The sequence below is a fragment of the Microbacterium sp. genome, from assembly GCF_017305435.1.
GTDB lineage: Bacteria > Actinomycetota > Actinomycetes > Actinomycetales > Microbacteriaceae > Microbacterium.
Window position 1 is genome coordinate 287,043 of record NZ_JAFKIP010000003.1, and the last position, 17,389, is coordinate 304,431.

The 17,389-nt window shown below is 71.1% G+C and carries 14 protein-coding genes; 4 read left to right on the forward strand and 10 right to left on the reverse strand.

The genetic code is table 11. From position 1 onward, the window contains the following. Positions 1–22: 22 nt before the first annotated feature. The gene (gene radA / locus J0I43_RS04705) at positions 23–1,384 is read left to right on the forward strand and encodes a DNA repair protein RadA (protein ID WP_292859819.1); all 1,362 of its coding nucleotides are present in this window, start codon (positions 23–25) and stop codon (positions 1,382–1,384) included. A gap of 19 nt (positions 1,385–1,403) precedes the next feature. Here radA and J0I43_RS04710 read toward each other — a convergent pair whose 3' ends face one another. From J0I43_RS04710 to J0I43_RS04720, 3 genes are all read right to left on the reverse strand, one after another. Then, positions 1,404–1,805: a dehydrogenase gene (locus tag J0I43_RS04710; RefSeq protein ID WP_292859823.1), complete on the reverse strand. Its 402-nt coding sequence runs from the start codon at positions 1,803–1,805 to the stop codon at positions 1,404–1,406. A 264-nt stretch (positions 1,806–2,069) separates the two neighbouring features. Beyond that, on the reverse strand, positions 2,070–2,762 hold the full coding sequence (locus tag J0I43_RS04715; RefSeq protein WP_292859826.1) for a hypothetical protein: 693 nt from the start codon (positions 2,760–2,762) through the stop codon (positions 2,070–2,072). A gap of 26 nt (positions 2,763–2,788) precedes the next feature. Then, positions 2,789–3,289 carry an amino-acid N-acetyltransferase gene (locus J0I43_RS04720; RefSeq protein ID WP_292859829.1) on the reverse strand — a complete coding sequence of 167 codons (501 nt, stop codon included), beginning with the start codon at positions 3,287–3,289 and terminating at the stop codon, positions 2,789–2,791. Positions 3,290–3,409: 120 nt separating this feature from the next. On the opposite strand from J0I43_RS04720, the gene J0I43_RS04725 reads away from it, so the two are divergent. Genes J0I43_RS04725 through J0I43_RS04735 form a run of 3 tightly spaced genes read left to right on the forward strand, consistent with a single transcriptional unit; the run spans position 3,410 to position 7,316 of the window. Beyond that, positions 3,410–5,944 (forward strand): circularly permuted type 2 ATP-grasp protein, encoded by a 2,535-nt coding sequence (locus J0I43_RS04725; protein ID WP_292859832.1) that lies wholly within the window; start codon positions 3,410–3,412, stop codon positions 5,942–5,944. Continuing rightward, a complete protein-coding gene (locus tag J0I43_RS04730) occupies positions 5,941–6,876 on the forward strand; it encodes a transglutaminase family protein (protein WP_292859835.1) in 936 nt (311 codons plus the stop codon). Before J0I43_RS04725 ends, J0I43_RS04730 begins: the two co-directional genes overlap by 4 nt. Then, on the forward strand, positions 6,873–7,316 hold the full coding sequence (locus J0I43_RS04735) for a GNAT family N-acetyltransferase (RefSeq protein ID WP_292859838.1): 444 nt from the start codon (positions 6,873–6,875) through the stop codon (positions 7,314–7,316). The genes J0I43_RS04730 and J0I43_RS04735 overlap by 4 nt, the downstream gene beginning before the upstream one ends. Positions 7,317–7,426: 110 nt before the next feature. Here J0I43_RS04735 and J0I43_RS04740 read toward each other — a convergent pair whose 3' ends face one another. The 7 genes from J0I43_RS04740 to J0I43_RS04770 form a co-directional block, all read right to left on the reverse strand. Beyond that, complete coding sequence (locus J0I43_RS04740; protein ID WP_292859841.1) at positions 7,427–9,952, reverse strand: ATP-dependent Clp protease ATP-binding subunit; 2,526 nt, start codon at positions 9,950–9,952, stop codon at positions 7,427–7,429. A gap of 99 nt (positions 9,953–10,051) precedes the next feature. After that, the gene (locus tag J0I43_RS04745; protein ID WP_292859844.1) at positions 10,052–11,026 is read right to left on the reverse strand and encodes an AraC family transcriptional regulator; all 975 of its coding nucleotides are present in this window, start codon (positions 11,024–11,026) and stop codon (positions 10,052–10,054) included. Between the two features lie 11 nt (positions 11,027–11,037). Beyond that, positions 11,038–12,036 (reverse strand): ABC transporter permease, encoded by a 999-nt coding sequence (locus J0I43_RS04750; RefSeq protein ID WP_292859847.1) that lies wholly within the window; start codon positions 12,034–12,036, stop codon positions 11,038–11,040. Continuing rightward, a complete protein-coding gene (locus J0I43_RS04755; RefSeq protein WP_292859850.1) occupies positions 12,036–13,649 on the reverse strand; it encodes a sugar ABC transporter ATP-binding protein in 1,614 nt (537 codons plus the stop codon). Before J0I43_RS04755 ends, J0I43_RS04750 begins: the two co-directional genes overlap by 1 nt. Beyond that, positions 13,646–14,833 carry a substrate-binding domain-containing protein gene (locus J0I43_RS04760; RefSeq protein ID WP_292859853.1) on the reverse strand — a complete coding sequence of 396 codons (1,188 nt, stop codon included), beginning with the start codon at positions 14,831–14,833 and terminating at the stop codon, positions 13,646–13,648. Before J0I43_RS04760 ends, J0I43_RS04755 begins: the two co-directional genes overlap by 4 nt. A 77-nt stretch (positions 14,834–14,910) precedes the next feature. After that, entirely contained in the window at positions 14,911–16,326 is a 1,416-nt protein-coding gene (locus tag J0I43_RS04765; protein ID WP_292860594.1) for an amidase, read from the reverse strand. Positions 16,327–16,581: 255 nt separating this feature from the next. Then, positions 16,582–17,316 carry a hypothetical protein gene (locus J0I43_RS04770; protein WP_292859856.1) on the reverse strand — a complete coding sequence of 245 codons (735 nt, stop codon included), beginning with the start codon at positions 17,314–17,316 and terminating at the stop codon, positions 16,582–16,584. Positions 17,317–17,389 lie beyond the last annotated feature (73 nt).

The following is a 17,389-nucleotide window of genomic DNA, read 5'->3' on the forward strand; positions in this document are numbered from 1 at the left end:
AAGCCGCGGCTAGCGTGGAGCCATGGCATCCAAACGCGCAGCGACGACGCTCGCCTACCGCTGCACCGAATGCGGTTGGACGAGCGTCAAGTGGGTCGGCCGGTGCGGCGAATGCCAGCAGTGGGGCACCGTCGTCGAAGCGGCGACACCGACCGGCATCGCCGCGGCATCCGTGGCCGCGCTCGCACCGACCCGCTCGGCACGCCCCATCACCGAGATCGACACGCGCGAGACGCCGCGCCGCACGACCGGCGTCGGCGAGTTCGATCGCGTGCTCGGCGGGGGCATCGTCCCCGGCGCCGCGATCCTGCTCTCGGGCGAGCCGGGCGTCGGCAAGTCGACGCTGCTGCTCGAGGTCGCCGCGCGCACGGCCGCGGCCGGCCGACGGGTGCTGTACGTGAGCGCGGAGGAGTCGCTCGGCCAGGTGCGCCTGCGGGCCGAGCGGACGGGCGCGCTGCACGACGAGCTCTATCTCGCGAGCGAGACCGACCTCGCGACCGTGCTCGGCCACGTCGACGAGACCGCCCCTGAGCTCCTCGTCGTCGACTCGGTGCAGACGGTCGCGTCCAGCCTCGTGGACGGATCGGCCGGCCACCCGAGCCAGGTGCGCGAAGTGGCATCCACCCTCATCCGCGTCGCGAAGGAGCGGAACCTCCCCGTCATCCTCGTCGGCCACGTCACGAAGGACGGCCAGGTCGCGGGTCCCCGCATCCTCGAGCACCTCGTCGACGTCGTCTGCCACTTCGAGGGCGACAGACAGACGTCGCTGCGGTTCGTGCGGGCCCTGAAGAACCGGTTCGGCGCGACCGACGAGGTCGGCTGCTTCGAGCAGACGCAGCACGGCATCGCCGAGGTGCCCGACCCGAGCGCGCTGTTCCTCGGCCACGGTTCGCGCGAACCGGGCACGTGCGTCACCGTCGCGCTCGAGGGGCGGCGCGCCCTGCCTGTCGAAGTGCAGGCGCTGACCCTGCCGGGGTCGGGACCGAACCCGCGTCGTGTCGTGAGCGGCGTGGACGGCGCGCGCGTCGCGATGATCCTCGCCGTGCTCGAGAAGCGTGCGAACATCCGCGTGTCCGATCAGGACGTGTACGTCTCGACCGTCGGCGGCGTCCGCCTCGTCGAGCCGGCCGCCGATCTCGCGATCGCCCTCGCCGTCGCGAGCGCGGTCTCGAACCGACCGAACCCCGCGAAGCTCGTCGCGATCGGCGAGCTGAGCCTCGCCGGCGAGGTGCGCGCCGTGACGCAGCACGACCAGAGGCGCGCCGAGGCGGCGCGCCTCGGCTACCGGTCGGTCGTCGACACGGCATCCACCGACCTGCGCGGCGCGCTGCGCGACCTCGCCCGCCTGCATCCGATCCCGCGCGGCGACGAGCCCTCGTTCTGAGGCGGGCAGCGCCGCCGGGTCAGGCGTCGAGCGCCGCGATGAGGTCCGCCGGGGATGCCTGCATCGGATGCGGCCCCGCGATGTCGAAGAACACCGTGGTGATCTCGGCCTCGTGGACGCCCAGGAACGCTCGCAGCCACCCGGGCGACTGCAGGCCGACCGCCGGCGGGAGAGCGGCGGGCTTGTGGGTCGCGTCGCTGAACAGCAGCAGCGCGACATCACCCGTGTTCGGGTCGCGATAGGTCCAGACCTCGCCGCCGTCGCGGGGGTCGTCGCGCTGACCGGGGCGCAGGAGCGGCACGACCGTCGGCCCGTGCCGCAGCGCGAAGGCGAGCGCGGCCATGTCCTGCGTCTGCAGGGCGTCGGCCAGCTGCGTGTTGCGGAACTCCAGGGGCGGTTTCGCGCGCTTCTTGCCGGCCATGGCATCCAGCCTAGAAGCAAAAGAGAGGGCCCTCTCGATCGCCACATTGGGGACTGGGAGGATCGAGAGGGCCACGCTCACTCAGCAGACGTCCATGAGATCGAGCCGTTGGGGAGCGGCATCGGGTACCACTGCTGGGGACAGCGGGGAATCCGCCGAGGAGCTACATCCAGCGTACGCACCCGCATTCAGACTGTCGCCCGCTCGCGGGTCACGGCGGATGAGAATGCTCTCAGAATGTCGTGTGCGGGCGCCGACGCGGCATCACTGGAGCTCGAACATCTTGGTGTCCGCGCCGACGATCCCGCCGATCGACACCTGCAGGTGGTAATACCCGGCGGCGGCGGAGGGGCGCGACGTCGAATCGCAGGTGTCCACCGAGGAGCGCGTCCGATCCCATACGAGCGGCGTGACGCTGCCGACGGTCTGCCCCGCGGCGAGCTGCACCACCTGGTCGCTCGACTCGCTCTGGCAGTCGGTCGACCGCCACCACGTGTCCGTCCCGCTCGTGATGACGAACGCCTGCGTCGCCGTCCCGACATTGATCAGGCACGGCGTGCTCGAGGTGTTGGACAGCGAGATCGAGAGCTGGGGCTGCTCCCCCGCGCCGTACGAATCCTTGTCGGTGACGGCCAGCACCGAGATGTCCGACGTCGTGCAGGCGGGGATCGCGGGGTCGGTGCCGGATGCCGAGGGTGCCGGGTCGGCCGCGGGCGCGGTCGTCGCCTCACCCGCGGGCGTCGTCGCCGAGGGGGTCGGCGAGATGCTGGCCGTGGTCCCCGTCGGCGCGGGGGTCGCGCCCGTCCCGCCGGCGGCGCCCTTCCAGGGCTGCCAGATCGCGAGGACGACGGCGATGACGATCGCGAGGACGATCAGCACCGCGACGAGGCGTCGTCGCCGATACACGGCGGCGGACGGGCGACGGCGCACGGCCTCGGTCGGTCGACGGGTGCTCACCCGTCCAGGCTATGCGGCCCGCGCCGTCAGAGCTGCTTGAGCATGCGGGTGTTGCCGAGCGTGTTCGGTTTGACATGCGCCAGGTCGAGGAACTCCGCGACACCCTCGTCGGGTGAGCGCAGCAGTTGGGAGTACACGTCGGGGTCGACGACCTGCTCGCCGATCGGCGCGAAGCCGCGTCGAGAGAAGAAGTCGACTTCGAACGTCAGACAGAACAGCCGCGACAGGCCGAGCGCGCGCGCCTTCTCCTCGAGGTGCGCGACGACCGCGCCGCCCACGCCGTGATGGAGCCAGCCGTCGGCGACGATGAGCGTGCGGATCTCACCGAGGTCCTCCCACATGACGTGCAGCGCGCCGCAGCCGATGAGCTCGCCGTCCGACTCCGCGACGACGAACTCCTGCACGGCCTCGTAGACGGTGACGACGTCCTTGCCGAGGAGGATCCGTCGCTGCACCCACGGATCGAGAAGGCCCAGGATGCCGCGCACGTCGGAGGTGCGCGCGGCGCGGACGGTGAAGGCGGTCACGCACCCACTGTATTGCCGTTGCGCCGTCCCCACCCTCGCGACCCCTACGCTGGAGCCTGAGCCGGCGACGTCCGCGCACCCGCCACGGACGCGTCGCAGCTCTCGCCGAGGGGAGGCGCCGTGAGCGTGCTGCGCGACTACGCGGCATCCGTGTCGCAGCCGACCCTCGCGTTCGCGGGTTCCGGCGAGCAGCGCTACGACGAGGTCGTCGACGAGGGCGGCGCGCTGCGGTCGGGATGGAAGGCGCTCGCCGAGCACGCCCTCGCCCTCACCGCCGACGATCTGCTCCGCGTCGACGGCGAGATCACGCGCTTCCTCGCCGACGACGGCGTCTCGTACGTCCGCGCCGATCCGGACACGGACGGCGGGGCGCAGCCCTGGCAGCTCGATCCGATGCCGCTCGTCCTCGACGCGCCGTCGTGGGCGCCGCTGGAGATCGGACTCGCCCAGCGCGCAGAACTGCTGAACGCGATCCTGGTGGACGTCTACGGCGAGCAGCGCCTCCTGCGCGAGCGCATCGTGCCGTCGGCGGTGATCTTCGGGCACAGCGGATTCCTCCGCCCCCTCGCCCGCACGAGCGCGATCGACCGGCATCCGCTGCTCCTCTCCGCCGTCGACCTCGGCCGCGACGGGCACGGCGAATGGCGCGTGCTGGCCGACCGCGTGCAGGCGCCCTCCGGGCTCGGATTCGCCGCCGAGAACCGGCGCGTGATCTCACAGGTGCTCCCCGATCTCTTCCAGGAGAGCACCCTCCACCACATCGACCCGTACTTCGCGGCGCTGCGCGCGGCGCTGCTGACCTCGGTCGCCGACACCGTCGACGACCCGCGCGTCGTCGTCCTCTCCCCCGGCACGCTGAGCGAGACGGCGTTCGATCAGGCGTTCCTCGCGAACGCGCTCGGCTTCCCGCTGGTCCAGGGCAGCGACCTCGTCGTGCGCGACGGGTACGTGTGGATGAAGCCCGCGCGCTGGCCCGACAAGCGGCCCACCGATCGGATCGACGTCATCATCCGGCGGGTGGATGCCGCCTGGTGCGATCCGCTCGAGCTGCGCGGCGACTCGCGCCTCGGCGTCGCGGGGCTCACCGAGGCGGTCCGCCGCGGCACCGTGCGCCTCGTCAACGGGCTCGGTGCGGGCGTTCTCGAGAACCCCGCGCTCATGCCCTACCTCGCCGACGCGTGCGAGCTGCTGCTCGGCGAACAGCTGCGACTGCCGTCCGCGCCGACGTGGTGGTGCGGCGACGCGGCATCCCGCGCCCTGGTCCTGGACCGTCTGGCGGCGGGCGATCCGACACTCCTCGTCCGCGCGATCGACGAACCCCGCCGGTCCGTCACCGCGACGCCGATCGACGAACTCGCCGCGCGCATCGCCGCGGCACCGCACCGCTATGTCGGCCAGGATCAGCTGCCCCTCTCGCAGACGCCGGTGTGGGATGCCTCGGGCGCTCAGCCGCGCGCGGCATCGCAGCCGCTTACGCTGCGCGCCTTCACGCTCCGCTACGGTTCCGCCTACCGTCCGCTCGTCGGCGGGCTCGCGAGCGTGCGCGCGCACCCCGACGCGCCGCCGCGCGCGAAGGACGTGTGGGTGCTCAAGAGCGCCGAGACGGACCCCGACCAGAATCTCACCGAGATCGCCCCGCTGCCGACGGCGCGTTCGACCCCCCCGCTCGCGCCCCGAGCCCACGCCGACCTGTTCTGGACCGGCCGGTACGCCGAACGCACGGAAGACCTGCTGCGGCTGCTGCTCGCGGCGCAGGCCGAGCTCGACCAGCCGGGCGCGTACGCGGCGGGCGTCATCGCCGAGAGTCCGCGCGTGCTGCTGGACGCCCTCGCGCGCCTCGCCGGCATGCGATCGCTCGAGCCCGAGGCGGAGTTCCGCTCGCTCCTTCTCGACGCCGCGCGTCCGGGGTCGGCGGCGCACGGCGTCGCCCGGCTGCGGGAGGCGATGGAGGGCGTCCGCGATCAGCTGTCGGGTGACACGTGGCGCGTGTTCGCGAACATCGATCGGGCGACGCGGGCGCTGCGCAGCTCCGCCCACCCGCACCGGACGGCCGAATCGGGCGGGCGCATGCTCGCCGCGATGCTGTCGCTCTACGGCGTGACGGCGAACATGATCCGCGACACCGGGTGGCACATGATCGAGGCGGGCCGCTACCTCGAGCGGGGCCTGCAGCTGTGCGAACTTCTCACGGCGGGTTTCGCGGAGCGGCGCGAGGGGCGTGCGGCGCGGAACGTCCTGGAGGCGGTGCTGATCGCCTCCGAGAGCGTCGTCACGTACCGCCGGCGCTATCGCGGATCGGTGCGCGCGGCGGACGTCCTCGATCTCCTCCTGCTCGATCGCAGCAACCCGCGCTCCCTGCGCTTCGCGCTCGACGAGCTGCGCACGCACCTGGCCGCGATGCCGGCTTCGACGGGCTCGACGCGCGCGGAGCGCCTCCTCGACCACCTCGAGACCGAGCTCGCGGCCGCCGATGTGTCCTCGCTCGGCGCCGCGACCCAGGGCCGCCGGGACGTGCTCGTCGACTTCCTCGCGCAGGTGACGGAGCAGCTCGAGCGCCTCTCCGACGCGGTGCGCCATCTGCACTTCGAGAGCGGGCCGCCCGCCGTGCCCCTCTCGGAGCTGTCGCTCATCGAAGTGATGGAGAGCCGCGCATGAGGGCCTACCGGGTGTGGCATCGCACGGCGTACACGTACAGCAAGCCCGTCCAGGACAGCGTCGGGCAGTTCCACCTCGTGCCGCGGCCCCTGCCCTGGCAGCGCGTCGAGGCATCCGATGTCATCGTGTCGCCCGAGCCGGGCGACCTCTCGGCCGACCGCGACTACTTCGGCAACTCGTCGACCTACTTCCACGTCACCGATCCGCACGCCGAGCTCACGATCACCTCGTCGAGCGAGGTGGTGGTGGATGACCCCGTCTACGATCAGGCCGCTCTCGCACAGCCGTGGGAGCACGCGCGTCCGCTGCTGCACCCGGAGGTGCCGGGTGCCTGGCGCGCGACGGAGTACGCGCTCGAGTCGACGCGCGCGCGACACGTGCCGGAGGCGACGGCGTACGGCGCGGAGTCGCTCACGCCGGGCCGGCCCCTCGGTGAGGCCGCGACCGACCTCATGCAACGGATCTTCCGCGACTTCACCTACGACAAGACCGCGACGACGGTGACATCGACGGTGGCCGACGCGATGCGGAAGCGCGCGGGCGTCTGCCAGGACTTCGCGCATGTCGCCCTCGCGTGCCTCCGCGGCAACGGCGTCGCGGCACGGTACGTTTCCGGGTATCTCGCGACCGAGCCGGCACCGGGCAAGGAGCGCGTCTTCGGGGCGGATGCCTCGCACGCCTGGCTGGCGGTGTGGCTGCCGCGCGTGGGAGACGCGGGAGACGTGGATGCCGCCGGCGACGCCGCGGATGAGGGCCAGTGGCTCGCGATCGACCCGACGAACAACCAGTGGGCGAACGACCGCTACGTCACGGTCGCGTGGGGACGCGACTACGGCGACGTCTCCCCTGTGAAGGGCATCATCTTCACGAAGGCGAAGCGCTCGACCCTACGCGTGCAGGTCGACGTCGCGCCGCGGGGCGAGCACGCGTGAGCTGGTCGCTGCGCGCGAGCACGGCGGCGGATGCCGAGTGGATCGCCGAACTGCGAGCCGAGGTGATGCGGCCGGACCTCGAACGCCTGGGAGTCTTCGATCCTGTGCGGGTGCGGCAGCGATTCCTCGACGCGTTCGACGCTCGCGTCACATGGATCATCGTCATCGACGGGGCCGACGCAGGGAGCATTGCGGCCCGACCGGCCGCCGATGGTGTCTGGATCGAGCACTTCTATCTCGCCCCGGCCACTCAGGGTCGAGGCATCGGCGGCGCCGTGCTGGGACGGGTGCTGGGCGAGCAGTCCGGAACCGTGCGGATCAACGTTCTGCAGGGCAGCCCCGCTCGACGCCTGTACGAGCGGCAGGGCTTCGTCCTCGACTCCGAGGACGACGTCGACGCCTACCTCGTGCGTCGCGCGAGCGTTCCGAAAGCAGGCTGAAACCGCCGCCCGAGTGCCCGAAGGACCCTGACCGCACCGTTCAGCCTGCTTTCGGGACGCGGAGAGGGGGCGGATGCCGCAGCATCCGCCCCCTCTCCGTCAGACCGGTATCAGCCGCCCGCGACGATGTCGGGCGTGGCCTCGATCTCGCCGGCCGCTCCCACGCCGACGGCGACGCGCTCACCGCGCGGGCCGTGCTCGAAGAGGAACTTGCCGCCCTCGGCATCCACCTTGACGTGGTCGCCGGGGTTGAGCTCGCCGTGCAGGATCCGCTCGGACAGCTGGTCCTCGACCTCGCGCTGCATCGCACGGCGGAGGGGCCGGGCACCGAGCGTCGGGTCGAACCCGATCTCGATCAGGCGGTCCTTCGCGGCGTCCGTCAGCTCGACCGTCATGTCGCGGTCCAGCAGACGCTCGCTCAGACGCTTCGTGAACAGGCCCACGATCTGACGGAGCTCGTCCTTGTTCAGCTGCGGGAAGACGATGACGTCGTCGACGCGGTTGAGGAACTCGGGCTTGAAGTGGCGCTTGAGCTCCTCGTCGACCTTGCCCTTCATCCGCTCGTACGTCGTCTGCGCGTTGCCCTCGACCTGGAACCCGACCGGGCCGCCGGCGATGGCCTGCGAACCGAGGTTGGTCGTCATGATGATGACGGTGTTCTTGAAGTCGATGACGCGGCCCTGACCGTCGGTCAGGCGACCCTCTTCGAGGATCTGCAGCAGCGAGTTGAAGATGTCGGGGTGGGCCTTCTCGATCTCGTCGAAGAGCACCACCGAGAACGGCTTGCGGCGCACCTTCTCGGTGAGCTGGCCGCCCTCTTCGAAGCCGACGAACCCGGGAGGGGCGCCGAACAGCCGCGAAACGGTGTGCTTCTCGCCGAACTCCGACATGTCGAGGGAGATCAGCGCGCCCTCGTCGTCGAAGAGGAACTCGGCGAGCGCCTTGGCGAGCTCGGTCTTGCCGACGCCCGTGGGGCCCGCGAAGATGAACGAGCCCGAGGGCCGCTTCGGGTCCTTGAGCCCGGCGCGCTGACGGCGGATCGTGCGGGAGAGAGCCGCGATGGCCTCCTCCTGCCCGATGACGCGCTGGTGCAGCGCCTTCTCCATGAAGACGAGACGGCTGGTCTCCTCCTCGGTGAGCTTGAAGACGGGGATGCCGGTCGCCTGCGCGAGCACCTCGGCGATCAGGCCCTCGTCGACGACCGCGTGGGTCGCGACGTCGCCGCTTCGCCATTGCTTCTCCAGGCGCAGGCGCTCGGCGAGGAGGGACTTCTCCTCGTCGCGCAGGCTCGCGGCCTTCTCGAAGTCCTGCTCCTCGGAGGCGAGCTCCTTGTCCTCGCGGACCTTGGCGATCTTCTCGTCGAACTCCCGCAGCTCGGGCGGGCTCGAGAGGATCGACAGGCGCAGGCGCGCGCCGGCCTCGTCGATCAGGTCGATGGCCTTGTCGGGCAGGAACCGGTCGCTGATGTAGCGGTCGGCGAGGTTCGCGGCGGCGACGATCGCGCCATCGGTGATCTGCACCTTGTGGTGCGCCTCGTAGCGGTCGCGCAGGCCCTTCAGGATGTTGATCGCGTGGGGCAGCGACGGCTCGGCGACCTGGATCGGCTGGAATCGGCGCTCCAGCGCGGCATCCTTCTCGAAGTGCTTGCGGTACTCATCGAGGGTCGTCGCGCCGATCGTCTGCAGCTCGCCGCGGGCGAGGAGCGGCTTCAAGATGGATGCCGCGTCGATCGCGCCCTCGGCGGCGCCCGCACCCACGAGGGTGTGGATCTCGTCGATGAAGACGATGATGTCACCGCGCGTGCGGATCTCCTTCGTGACCTTCTTCAGGCGCTCCTCGAAGTCACCGCGGTAGCGGGAGCCGGCGATGAGCGAGCCGAGGTCGAGCGAGTAGACCTGCTTGTCCTTCAGCGTCTCGGGGACGTCGTTCTTGACGATCGCCTGCGCGAGGCCCTCGACGACGGCGGTCTTGCCGACGCCCGGCTCACCGATGAGAACGGGGTTGTTCTTCGAACGGCGCGACAGGATCTGCATGACGCGCTCGATCTCCTTCTCGCGTCCGATCACGGGGTCGAGCTTGTTGTCGCGCGCGGCCTGCGTGAGGTTGCGGCCGAACTGGTCGAGCACTGCAGAGCCCCCCTGGGCGGACTGCTGGTTCTGCTCACCGGCACCGGCCGCGACGCCCGCGGGCTCCTTGCCCTGGTAGCCCGAGAGCAGCTGGATGACCTGCTGACGCACCTTGTTGAGGTCGGCGCCGAGCTTGACGAGCACCTGAGCGGCGACGCCCTCGCCCTCGCGGATGAGGCCGAGGAGGATGTGCTCGGTGCCGATGTAGTTGTGGCCGAGCTGCAGCGCTTCGCGCAGCGACAGCTCGAGCACCTTCTTGGCGCGCGGCGTGAAGGGGATGTGGCCGGTCGGCTGCTGCTGGCCCTGGCCGATGATGTCCTGGACCTGCTCGCGCACGGCGTCGAGAGAGATCCCGAGGCTCTCCAGCGCCTTGGCCGCGACACCCTCGCCCTCGTGGATCAGGCCCAGCAGGATGTGCTCGGTCCCGATGTAGTTGTGGTTGAGCATCTTCGCCTCTTCTTGGGCGAGGACGACGACGCGACGGGCGCGGTCGGTGAATCTCTCGAACATGTCAGCTCCTCCGGATGCCGAGACTTCTGGCATCTACGTAGAGGCTAACGAGCGATGGATGCCGGTATGCCCGTGTTCGCCGTCGGCGTGATGCCCTGCTCACGCCGACGCGAGCCGCACTTCGCCCTGATGCAGATGCAGCGCGCGGTAGCGGCGCGGGGACACCCCGAACTGCTGCGTGAAGGTCCGGCTGAACACCGCGGCATCCCGCATGCCCCACCGTGAGGCGATCTCGCCGATCGGCACCCGCACCTGCTGGGGATCGAGGAGCTCGGTGCGGATGTGCTCCAGTCGGCGCTGCCGGACCACGGCCGACACGGTTGCGCCGTGTGCGGCGAACACGCGTCGCACATAGCGCGTGGACAGGAAGTGGGCTCCGGCGATCGCATCCGCCGAGACCTCGTCTTCGGTGAGGTGCTCCTCGATCCACAGCAGGAACGTGTGGAACAGCGACATGACCGTCGCCGATCCCGGGCGGCGCGCGTCCGCGACGACGGCATGGGCCGCGGCGACGAGCGCGTCGGCGATGTGCGCCCCCGCCGCGAGACTCGGCCGGAATCCGGGGGTGGCGAGACTCGCGAGCGCGGCACGCAGGAAAGGGGCGGACGGAACGTCGGAGAGGTCGGTGGCGACCACGTCGGTGAACATGCTGTACCGAAGGGCGATCGACGAGGTGGGGATGCGGACGACGAGGTACTCGTGATACCCCGGCGACGTGATGCGGTAGCGCTGAGCGCTCGTGTAGAGCACGAAGTCACCCGCCTCGAGGTCCACCGCGCGACCTTCCTGGGACACCCGCAGGGAGCCGGCCACGAGATAGCCCAGCACGACGCCCCGCCACTGACGCGCGGTGGGCAAGGGCTCGACGTCGACGCCCTGCGAGGTGATCATGGCGATCTCCAGCATGCCGAGCTGCTGACGGGGGCCCATCTGCGGCTCGCTCCCGTCGAGGGTCGAGACGATGATCGCGTCGCTGGTGTCGACGGCGCGGTCGAAGCTCTCGCCGCCGGACTGGAGCCAGCCGAACAGCAGCCGCTCGGAACGGGCGACGCCCCCTGCATCCGCCGTGCTCACCGCAGCCTCCTTCAGCGCCGCGCGGCCCTTCCACGCGCTCGCGCGAGTCTCGCGAAGGCTACCGCGATCAGGAGCGCCGCACCATTGAACACCTGGCCGACCCACGCGGGCGCGCCCACGAGCGTGAGGCCGCTGACGAGCACCGCGACGAAGAGCAACCCGATGATCGTCCCGGGGACGGAGGGCCGTCCCACGTGGATGACGATCGTGCCGAGGAGCACCGCCGTCAGCGCGGGAAAGAGCATCGTCATGCCGCTGTCGGACGTCGCCGCGCCCTGCCGCGCCAGCAGCAGCACGCCGGCCAGTGCGGCGACCGTTCCGGAGGCGACGAACGAGAGGAACTGGATTCGACGCACGTCGACGCCGAGAAGCTGGGTCGCACGCGGGTTCGCGCCGACCGCGTACAGCCGGCGGCCGAAGATCGTGCGGGACATGAGCCACCAGGCCACGAGGGCGATGAGCGCGGCGACCAGTGCGATCGTCGGCACGCCCCACACCTGCCCCGAGCCGACCGCCGTGAGCTCGCGGGGGATGCCGCTCGTGATCTGGAGGCCGCCCGTGTACGCGAAGATCGCTCCGCCGAGGAGGGTGGCCGCCCCGAGCGTCGAGATGAACGGGTTCACCTCCAGGTACGCGACCATCCACCCGAGGCCGGCCCCGACTCCGACGCCGAAGACGAGGGCGAGGAGGATCCCGACCCACAGCGGCAGCCCGTAAGTGGCGGTGCAGGCGGCGGTGACGAGACAGCTCGCGGAGGCGACCGCTCCGACCGAGAAGTCGAAGTAGCCGGCGGCGAGGGGGAACAGCAGCGCGATCGCCACCACGAGCCCGACGCCCTGGTTCGCGACGAGGGTCTGCACGTTCAGGACGCTGCGGAACGCGGGGCCGGAGGTGGGCAGCGCCGAGAACAGCACGACCATCGCGATGACGAGGATCAGCAGGCCGAATCGTTCGACGACGGCCCCGAGCGCGAAACGAGGGAGGGGCGACGGCAAGGCGGAGGTGGTCATCAGGCGACTCGGTTCTCTTGCTGGATGGCGGCGGTCAGGATGTCTCTGCGCACGCGGGTGCCGGTGATGGTCTGCACGAGCCGGCCGCCGTGCAGGACGATGACGCGATCGCAGAGCTGCTCGAGCTCCTCCACGTCGCTGGAGACGACGACCGCGCAGGCGCCCCGGTCCACGGTGTCGCGCACCGTGCGATGGATGTCGTCGCGCGCGACCGCGTCGACGCCCTGGGTCGGTTCGTCCAGCAGCAGCACTCGCGGTTCGGTCTGCAGCCAGCGGGCCAGGACCACCTTCTGCTGATTGCCGCCGGAGAGCGCCGCGAGGGGTGCTTCCACCGACGGCGTGCGCACGCGGAACCGGGAGATCAGCGCGGGAGCCGCTCGGCGTTCGCGGCGCGCCGAGACGCCGAGCCTCGTGCGGTACTGCGCCAGGCTCGCGGCCGACAGGTTCTCCCAGACGGAGGCGTCGAGGTACGCGGCCTCGCGCGTGCGGTCTTCGGGCACGAGGGCGAAGCGGTGGGCCACGGCATCCCCCGCGGTGCGGATGCGGATAGGCGCGCCGTCGAGCGAGACCTCTCCCGCCGCCGGCAGATCGCCGAACAGAGCGCGCAGCAGTGTGGTGCGCCCGGACCCGACCAGCCCCGCGACCCCGACGATCTCGCCGCGGTGCACGTCGAGGTCGATCCCCCGGAGCGCTCCGGCGGTCAGTCCCCGGACGCCGAGGACGACGGGCGCGCTGGTCGTGTCGCGCTCCTGCCGGGTCAGCCGCTCGGGGACGTGGCCGGCGATGAGAGCGAGGATGCGGTCTTCGTCGAAGTCGCCGAGAGGCCCGGTGCCGACGACGCGTCCGTCGCGGAGCACGGTCACGTCGTCCGCGATCCGCATCACCTCGCTGAGGCGGTGGGTGACGAGCGCGATCCCGTGCCCGGCGGCACGAAGGGTGTCGAGCCGATCGAGCAGCCGGTCGACCTCGGTGATCGGCAGGCTCGCGGTCGGCTCATCGAGGATGAGCGTCAACGGCGCGTCGGATGCCTCGGCATCCGGGTCATCGCGCAGTGCCCGCGCGATCGCGACGAGCGTGCGATCGCTGGGGCGGAGGGCGGCGACGGGGAGACGCGGGTCGAAGGCGAGCCCCGCGCGGCGCAGATCCTCGCTCGTGCGCTCGAGCAGACGGTGGTCATCGATCCATCCCGGCAGCCGACGCGGATAGCCGCCCTCGAGCGCGAAGTTCTCGGCGATGCTGAGCTGATCCACGAGCCCGAGGTCCTGATGGACGAAGCGGAGTCCGCCCGCCCGGGCCGCGCGGGGCGAGTAGGACTCGGCCGCGATGCGGCGTCCGCCGAGCACGACCGTACCCCCGGCATCCGCCGTCACGACACCTGCGAGCATCTTCAGCAGCGTCGACTTGCCCGAGCCGTTGCCGCCGGCGAGAACGTGCAGCCGCCCGGTCGACAGCTCCAGATCGACCTCGTGCACGACGCGGGTCGCGTACGTCTTCGACAGCCGTTCGCCGCAGAGGACCACGTCGCCGGGGCGGCCGTGGCGAACGGCAATGTCGGTGATGCCGGCGGCGCCGGCGGGAAGACCCCCGCCGGCACCGGATGCGTCGTCGGTCACGGGAGCTTCCAGAGCGCCTGGTATCCCGCGCGGTAGTCGAGCGGTCCGTCGTAGTTCTGGCCGGCCGCCGGCAGGTTGGGCGATGCCGCATCCAAGAGGGTCCAGCCGATGCCGTCGCTCACGGCATCCTCGCCGTTGAAGAAGCGGTTCAGCTGATCGGCGAGCGACCATGCGGCGCGCCCGTTCGAGATCGCGATGCAGGCCTGGATGCCGCCCCCGTCGTGCAGGTAGCCGATCTCGTCCTGCGTGCACTCGCCGCCCAGGATGACGCGACCATCGCCCGCATTGCTGGCGACGAGGGATTGCTGGATGCCTCCGGCGAGCATGAAGCCGAGGTCGACGACGATCGTGTTCGCGTCGGAGGCCTGCAGCATTCCGGTCTCGAACTTCTGGCGCATCTGGGCGATGTCGGCGGGCGTGATGGAGACGGTCCCCACCACCTCGCAGCCCGGGCACTTGGCGGCGAGCTCCTCCGTGAAGCCCTTCGAGATGTAGTCGCCGATCGCAACGCCCTTGAACTCGACGTGCAGCACCTTGGCCGCCCCGCCGGTCTTCTCGATGACGTAGTCCGCGCGGAGCTTGCCGCTCTGCTCGAAGAAGTCCGCGATGCCGTCGATGCCCTCGCCGTACTGCAGCTGGGTGTCGAACATCGCCTCACCGCCGCCCTGGCTCGGGTCGGAGCAGTCGAAGGAGGAGATCCCGGCGATCGCGATCTTCGCGGCCTTCGCCTCGGCGAGCGCCTGTGCCACGGGGGCGCAGTCGACGCTCACGAGGACGATCGTGTCGGCACCCGACGCGACACCCTGACGGATGCAGGTCGCCCACGCACCGTTCGCGTTGTTCTGACCGTCGCAGACGCTGGAGCTCCATCCCAGTGCGGTCGACGCGTCACCCAGCTGGGCGGAGAGGTAGGCGAGCCCCGGGACCTGCTGGAACGCCGAGACGATCCAGAGCCGGTGCCCCGGTGAGACGACGGGCGAGGAGTCGGGAAGAGGGCCGGAGGTGCCTTCGTAGGCGGCCGCGACGGCGGCGCTGACGTCGGCCGGAACGCCGCCGCCGGCGGCGTCACTGGAGGCGACGGTGGGGGCGGTGGCGGGCGAGGAACAGGCGCTCAGCAGCAGCGCGCCGGCGGCGATGCCGGCGATCAGCAGGCCGCGCCACGCTGCGCGGGAACGGGTGGACATGGGAGGTTCTCCTTCGGGTGTGCGGTGTGTTCGTGCGGTGTGTTCGGGTCTGTGCAGGGATGTCGTGCGAGGGATGGTCAGCCGGCGACGCCGGCGACGGCGGGATGGCGGCGAGTCCAGCCGAAGTGCTCCTGGACCGACGCCGCGAGGCGGATCAGCTCTCCCTCGCCGAAGGGTCGCCCGATCAGCTGGGCACCCACCGGCAGGCCGGCCGCGCTCATGCGCACGGGGAGGGAGATCGCGGGCTGCCCGGTGATGTTGGCGAACGCGGTGAACGCGATCATCTGGTTCTCCGTGAGCCGGGGCCCGTCGAACGCCGCGTTCGCCTCGGCGAGCACGACACCGACCGGGGGCGGGGTGGTCGCCATGGTCGGCGTCAGGAGGACGTCGAAGTCGCGCCCCCACTGGGCGAGGATGTCGACGTTCTCGCTGTAGAGGCGCATCGCGGCGAGCGCGTAATCACCGCCGGTGTGGGCGCGGGCGCGCTCCCTCCGGGCGCGGATGTAGGGCTCGGCGAGCTCGGCATCCTCGTACGGCGTGGTCCACAGCCAGGAGTTGATGATGACGTCGACGAAGCCGAGCACCGCCTCCCAGGAGTGCAGGAGGGGACGGACGGGTTCGACCGTGTGACCCAGGTGCTCGAGGGCGCGTGCCAGGTCCTCGGCGGCGGCCCGGCACTCCGGGTCGACCGGCACTCCGCTCGGCGCGTCGAGGAGGAGACCGATGCGCAGGCGCGGGCCATCGAGGCCGACCTCGTCGGCGAACGGGCGCGGCGGGCGCGGCGCGGCGTAGGGAAGAGTGGGATCGGGAGCCGAGATCGCGTCCAGGATGGCCGCCGTGTCCTCGATGTGCCTCGTGATGACGCCTTCCACGATCGAGTGCTCCCACATGGGAACGCGCGCCGGGACGCGTCCGCGGGAGGGCTTCAGGCCGACGAGCCCCGTCGCCGATGCGGGCATGCGGATCGACCCGCCGCCGTCCGTCGCGTGGGCGACCGGGACGATCCCCGCCGCCACCGCGGCCGCCGCGCCGCCGGAGGAGCCCGCCGGGGAGCGGTCGACGTTCCACGGGTTGCGGGTGACCCCGAACCGGGAGTTCTCCGTGACCGACATGGGGCCGGCCTCGGGAGAGTTGCTGCGGCCGAAGAGCACGAAGCCCGCGTCACGGAACCGATCCACGACGAGATCGCTGACCGGGCGCGGGGCATCGCTGACTCCGCGCGAACCGAACGTCCCCGGCTGGCCGGCGACCCACGTGAGCTCCTTGATCGGCAGGGGGATGCCGTGGAAGGGCCCCACCCCGATGCCCGCGGCGAGCTCGGCGTCGGCGGCCGCGGCATCCCGGAGGGACGCCTCGTCGTCGCGCCAGATGAGCGCGTTGATCTGGGGGTCGACCGCGTCGGCGGCGCGGATCGCCTCCGTCATCAGCTCGGTCGCCGTCAGCTCACCCGTTCGGATGCGGCGCGACAGCTCGACCGCGGACTCGTGCATCATCGCCACGCAACTCCTTCGTCACCGGCACCGGCAGTGGTGCCGTAACGATGATGCGCAGCAGAAGAGGGGCGAAAGTTGATCGGGGCGGACCTGAAGTGGACCACCGCACGCACGTGCCGGTCGCGCGCGGACCTGGATGCGCTCTGCGCGCACGCGCAAAACGTCGGCGCAGATCGTCGCTATTCACTGAGATGGCGACGATCTGCGCCGACGATCGTGATCGTGACGACGATCTGCGCCGACGAATCCCGGGCGTCAGCCGATGACGGCGACCGCGACGGGCGTCGCGAACTGAGCGTCGCCGCCCGAGAGCGTCACCGTCGTGCCGTCGTCGTCGACGCCGAGACCCACGACCGACACGAGCGTCGCGCGCGGCGCCATGTCCATCGTGCAGGGCTTGTCGCCGAGATCGGCGAAGGTCACCGCGACGTTCTTGGGGCCGTCCGCCGTGACAGCGCTCACGACCGGTGCACACGAGGACGAGCCCCACGTCAGGATCGCGATCTGGTCGTCATCCACCCACCCGGCGGACGGCAGATAATCGGTCTCGCCCGTCTTCACCTGCGACGGGTCGAGGCCGTCGAGGTCGGTGTCTCCTCGGCCACCCTGCGCCATCGTGATGACGATGTCGAGATCCTTCGTGGGGTCGACGCCCTCGGGCACGGCCACGAGGCTCACGCGCGGTGCCATGTCCGCGGTGCAGGCCTTGTCGGCGGGGCCGTTGTCGAGAGTGACGGCGAGGGTGCCGTCGGCCTGGACCGTGGCATCCGTCGCCGTGGGGATGCAGGTCGAGGAGCCGTCGGTCACGATGCCGATGAAGCGCCCGCCGTCGAGCCATCCGGCCTCGGTGCGGATCTCGCCGCCGATCGGCGTCTCGCTCGCACTGCCGCTCGAAGCGGGAGTCGCCGCCCCCGAGGCGCATCCGGCCAGGAGCAGGGCTCCCGCGCCGAGCAGGGCGAGAAGGGACGAAGTGCGGCGTGCCGTGGTCATGGTGTCATCCTTGCGTAATCGAGTGCGCGGACGCCACGTCGAGCGGCATCCAGTCCAACAGTGTCGCGGCGGA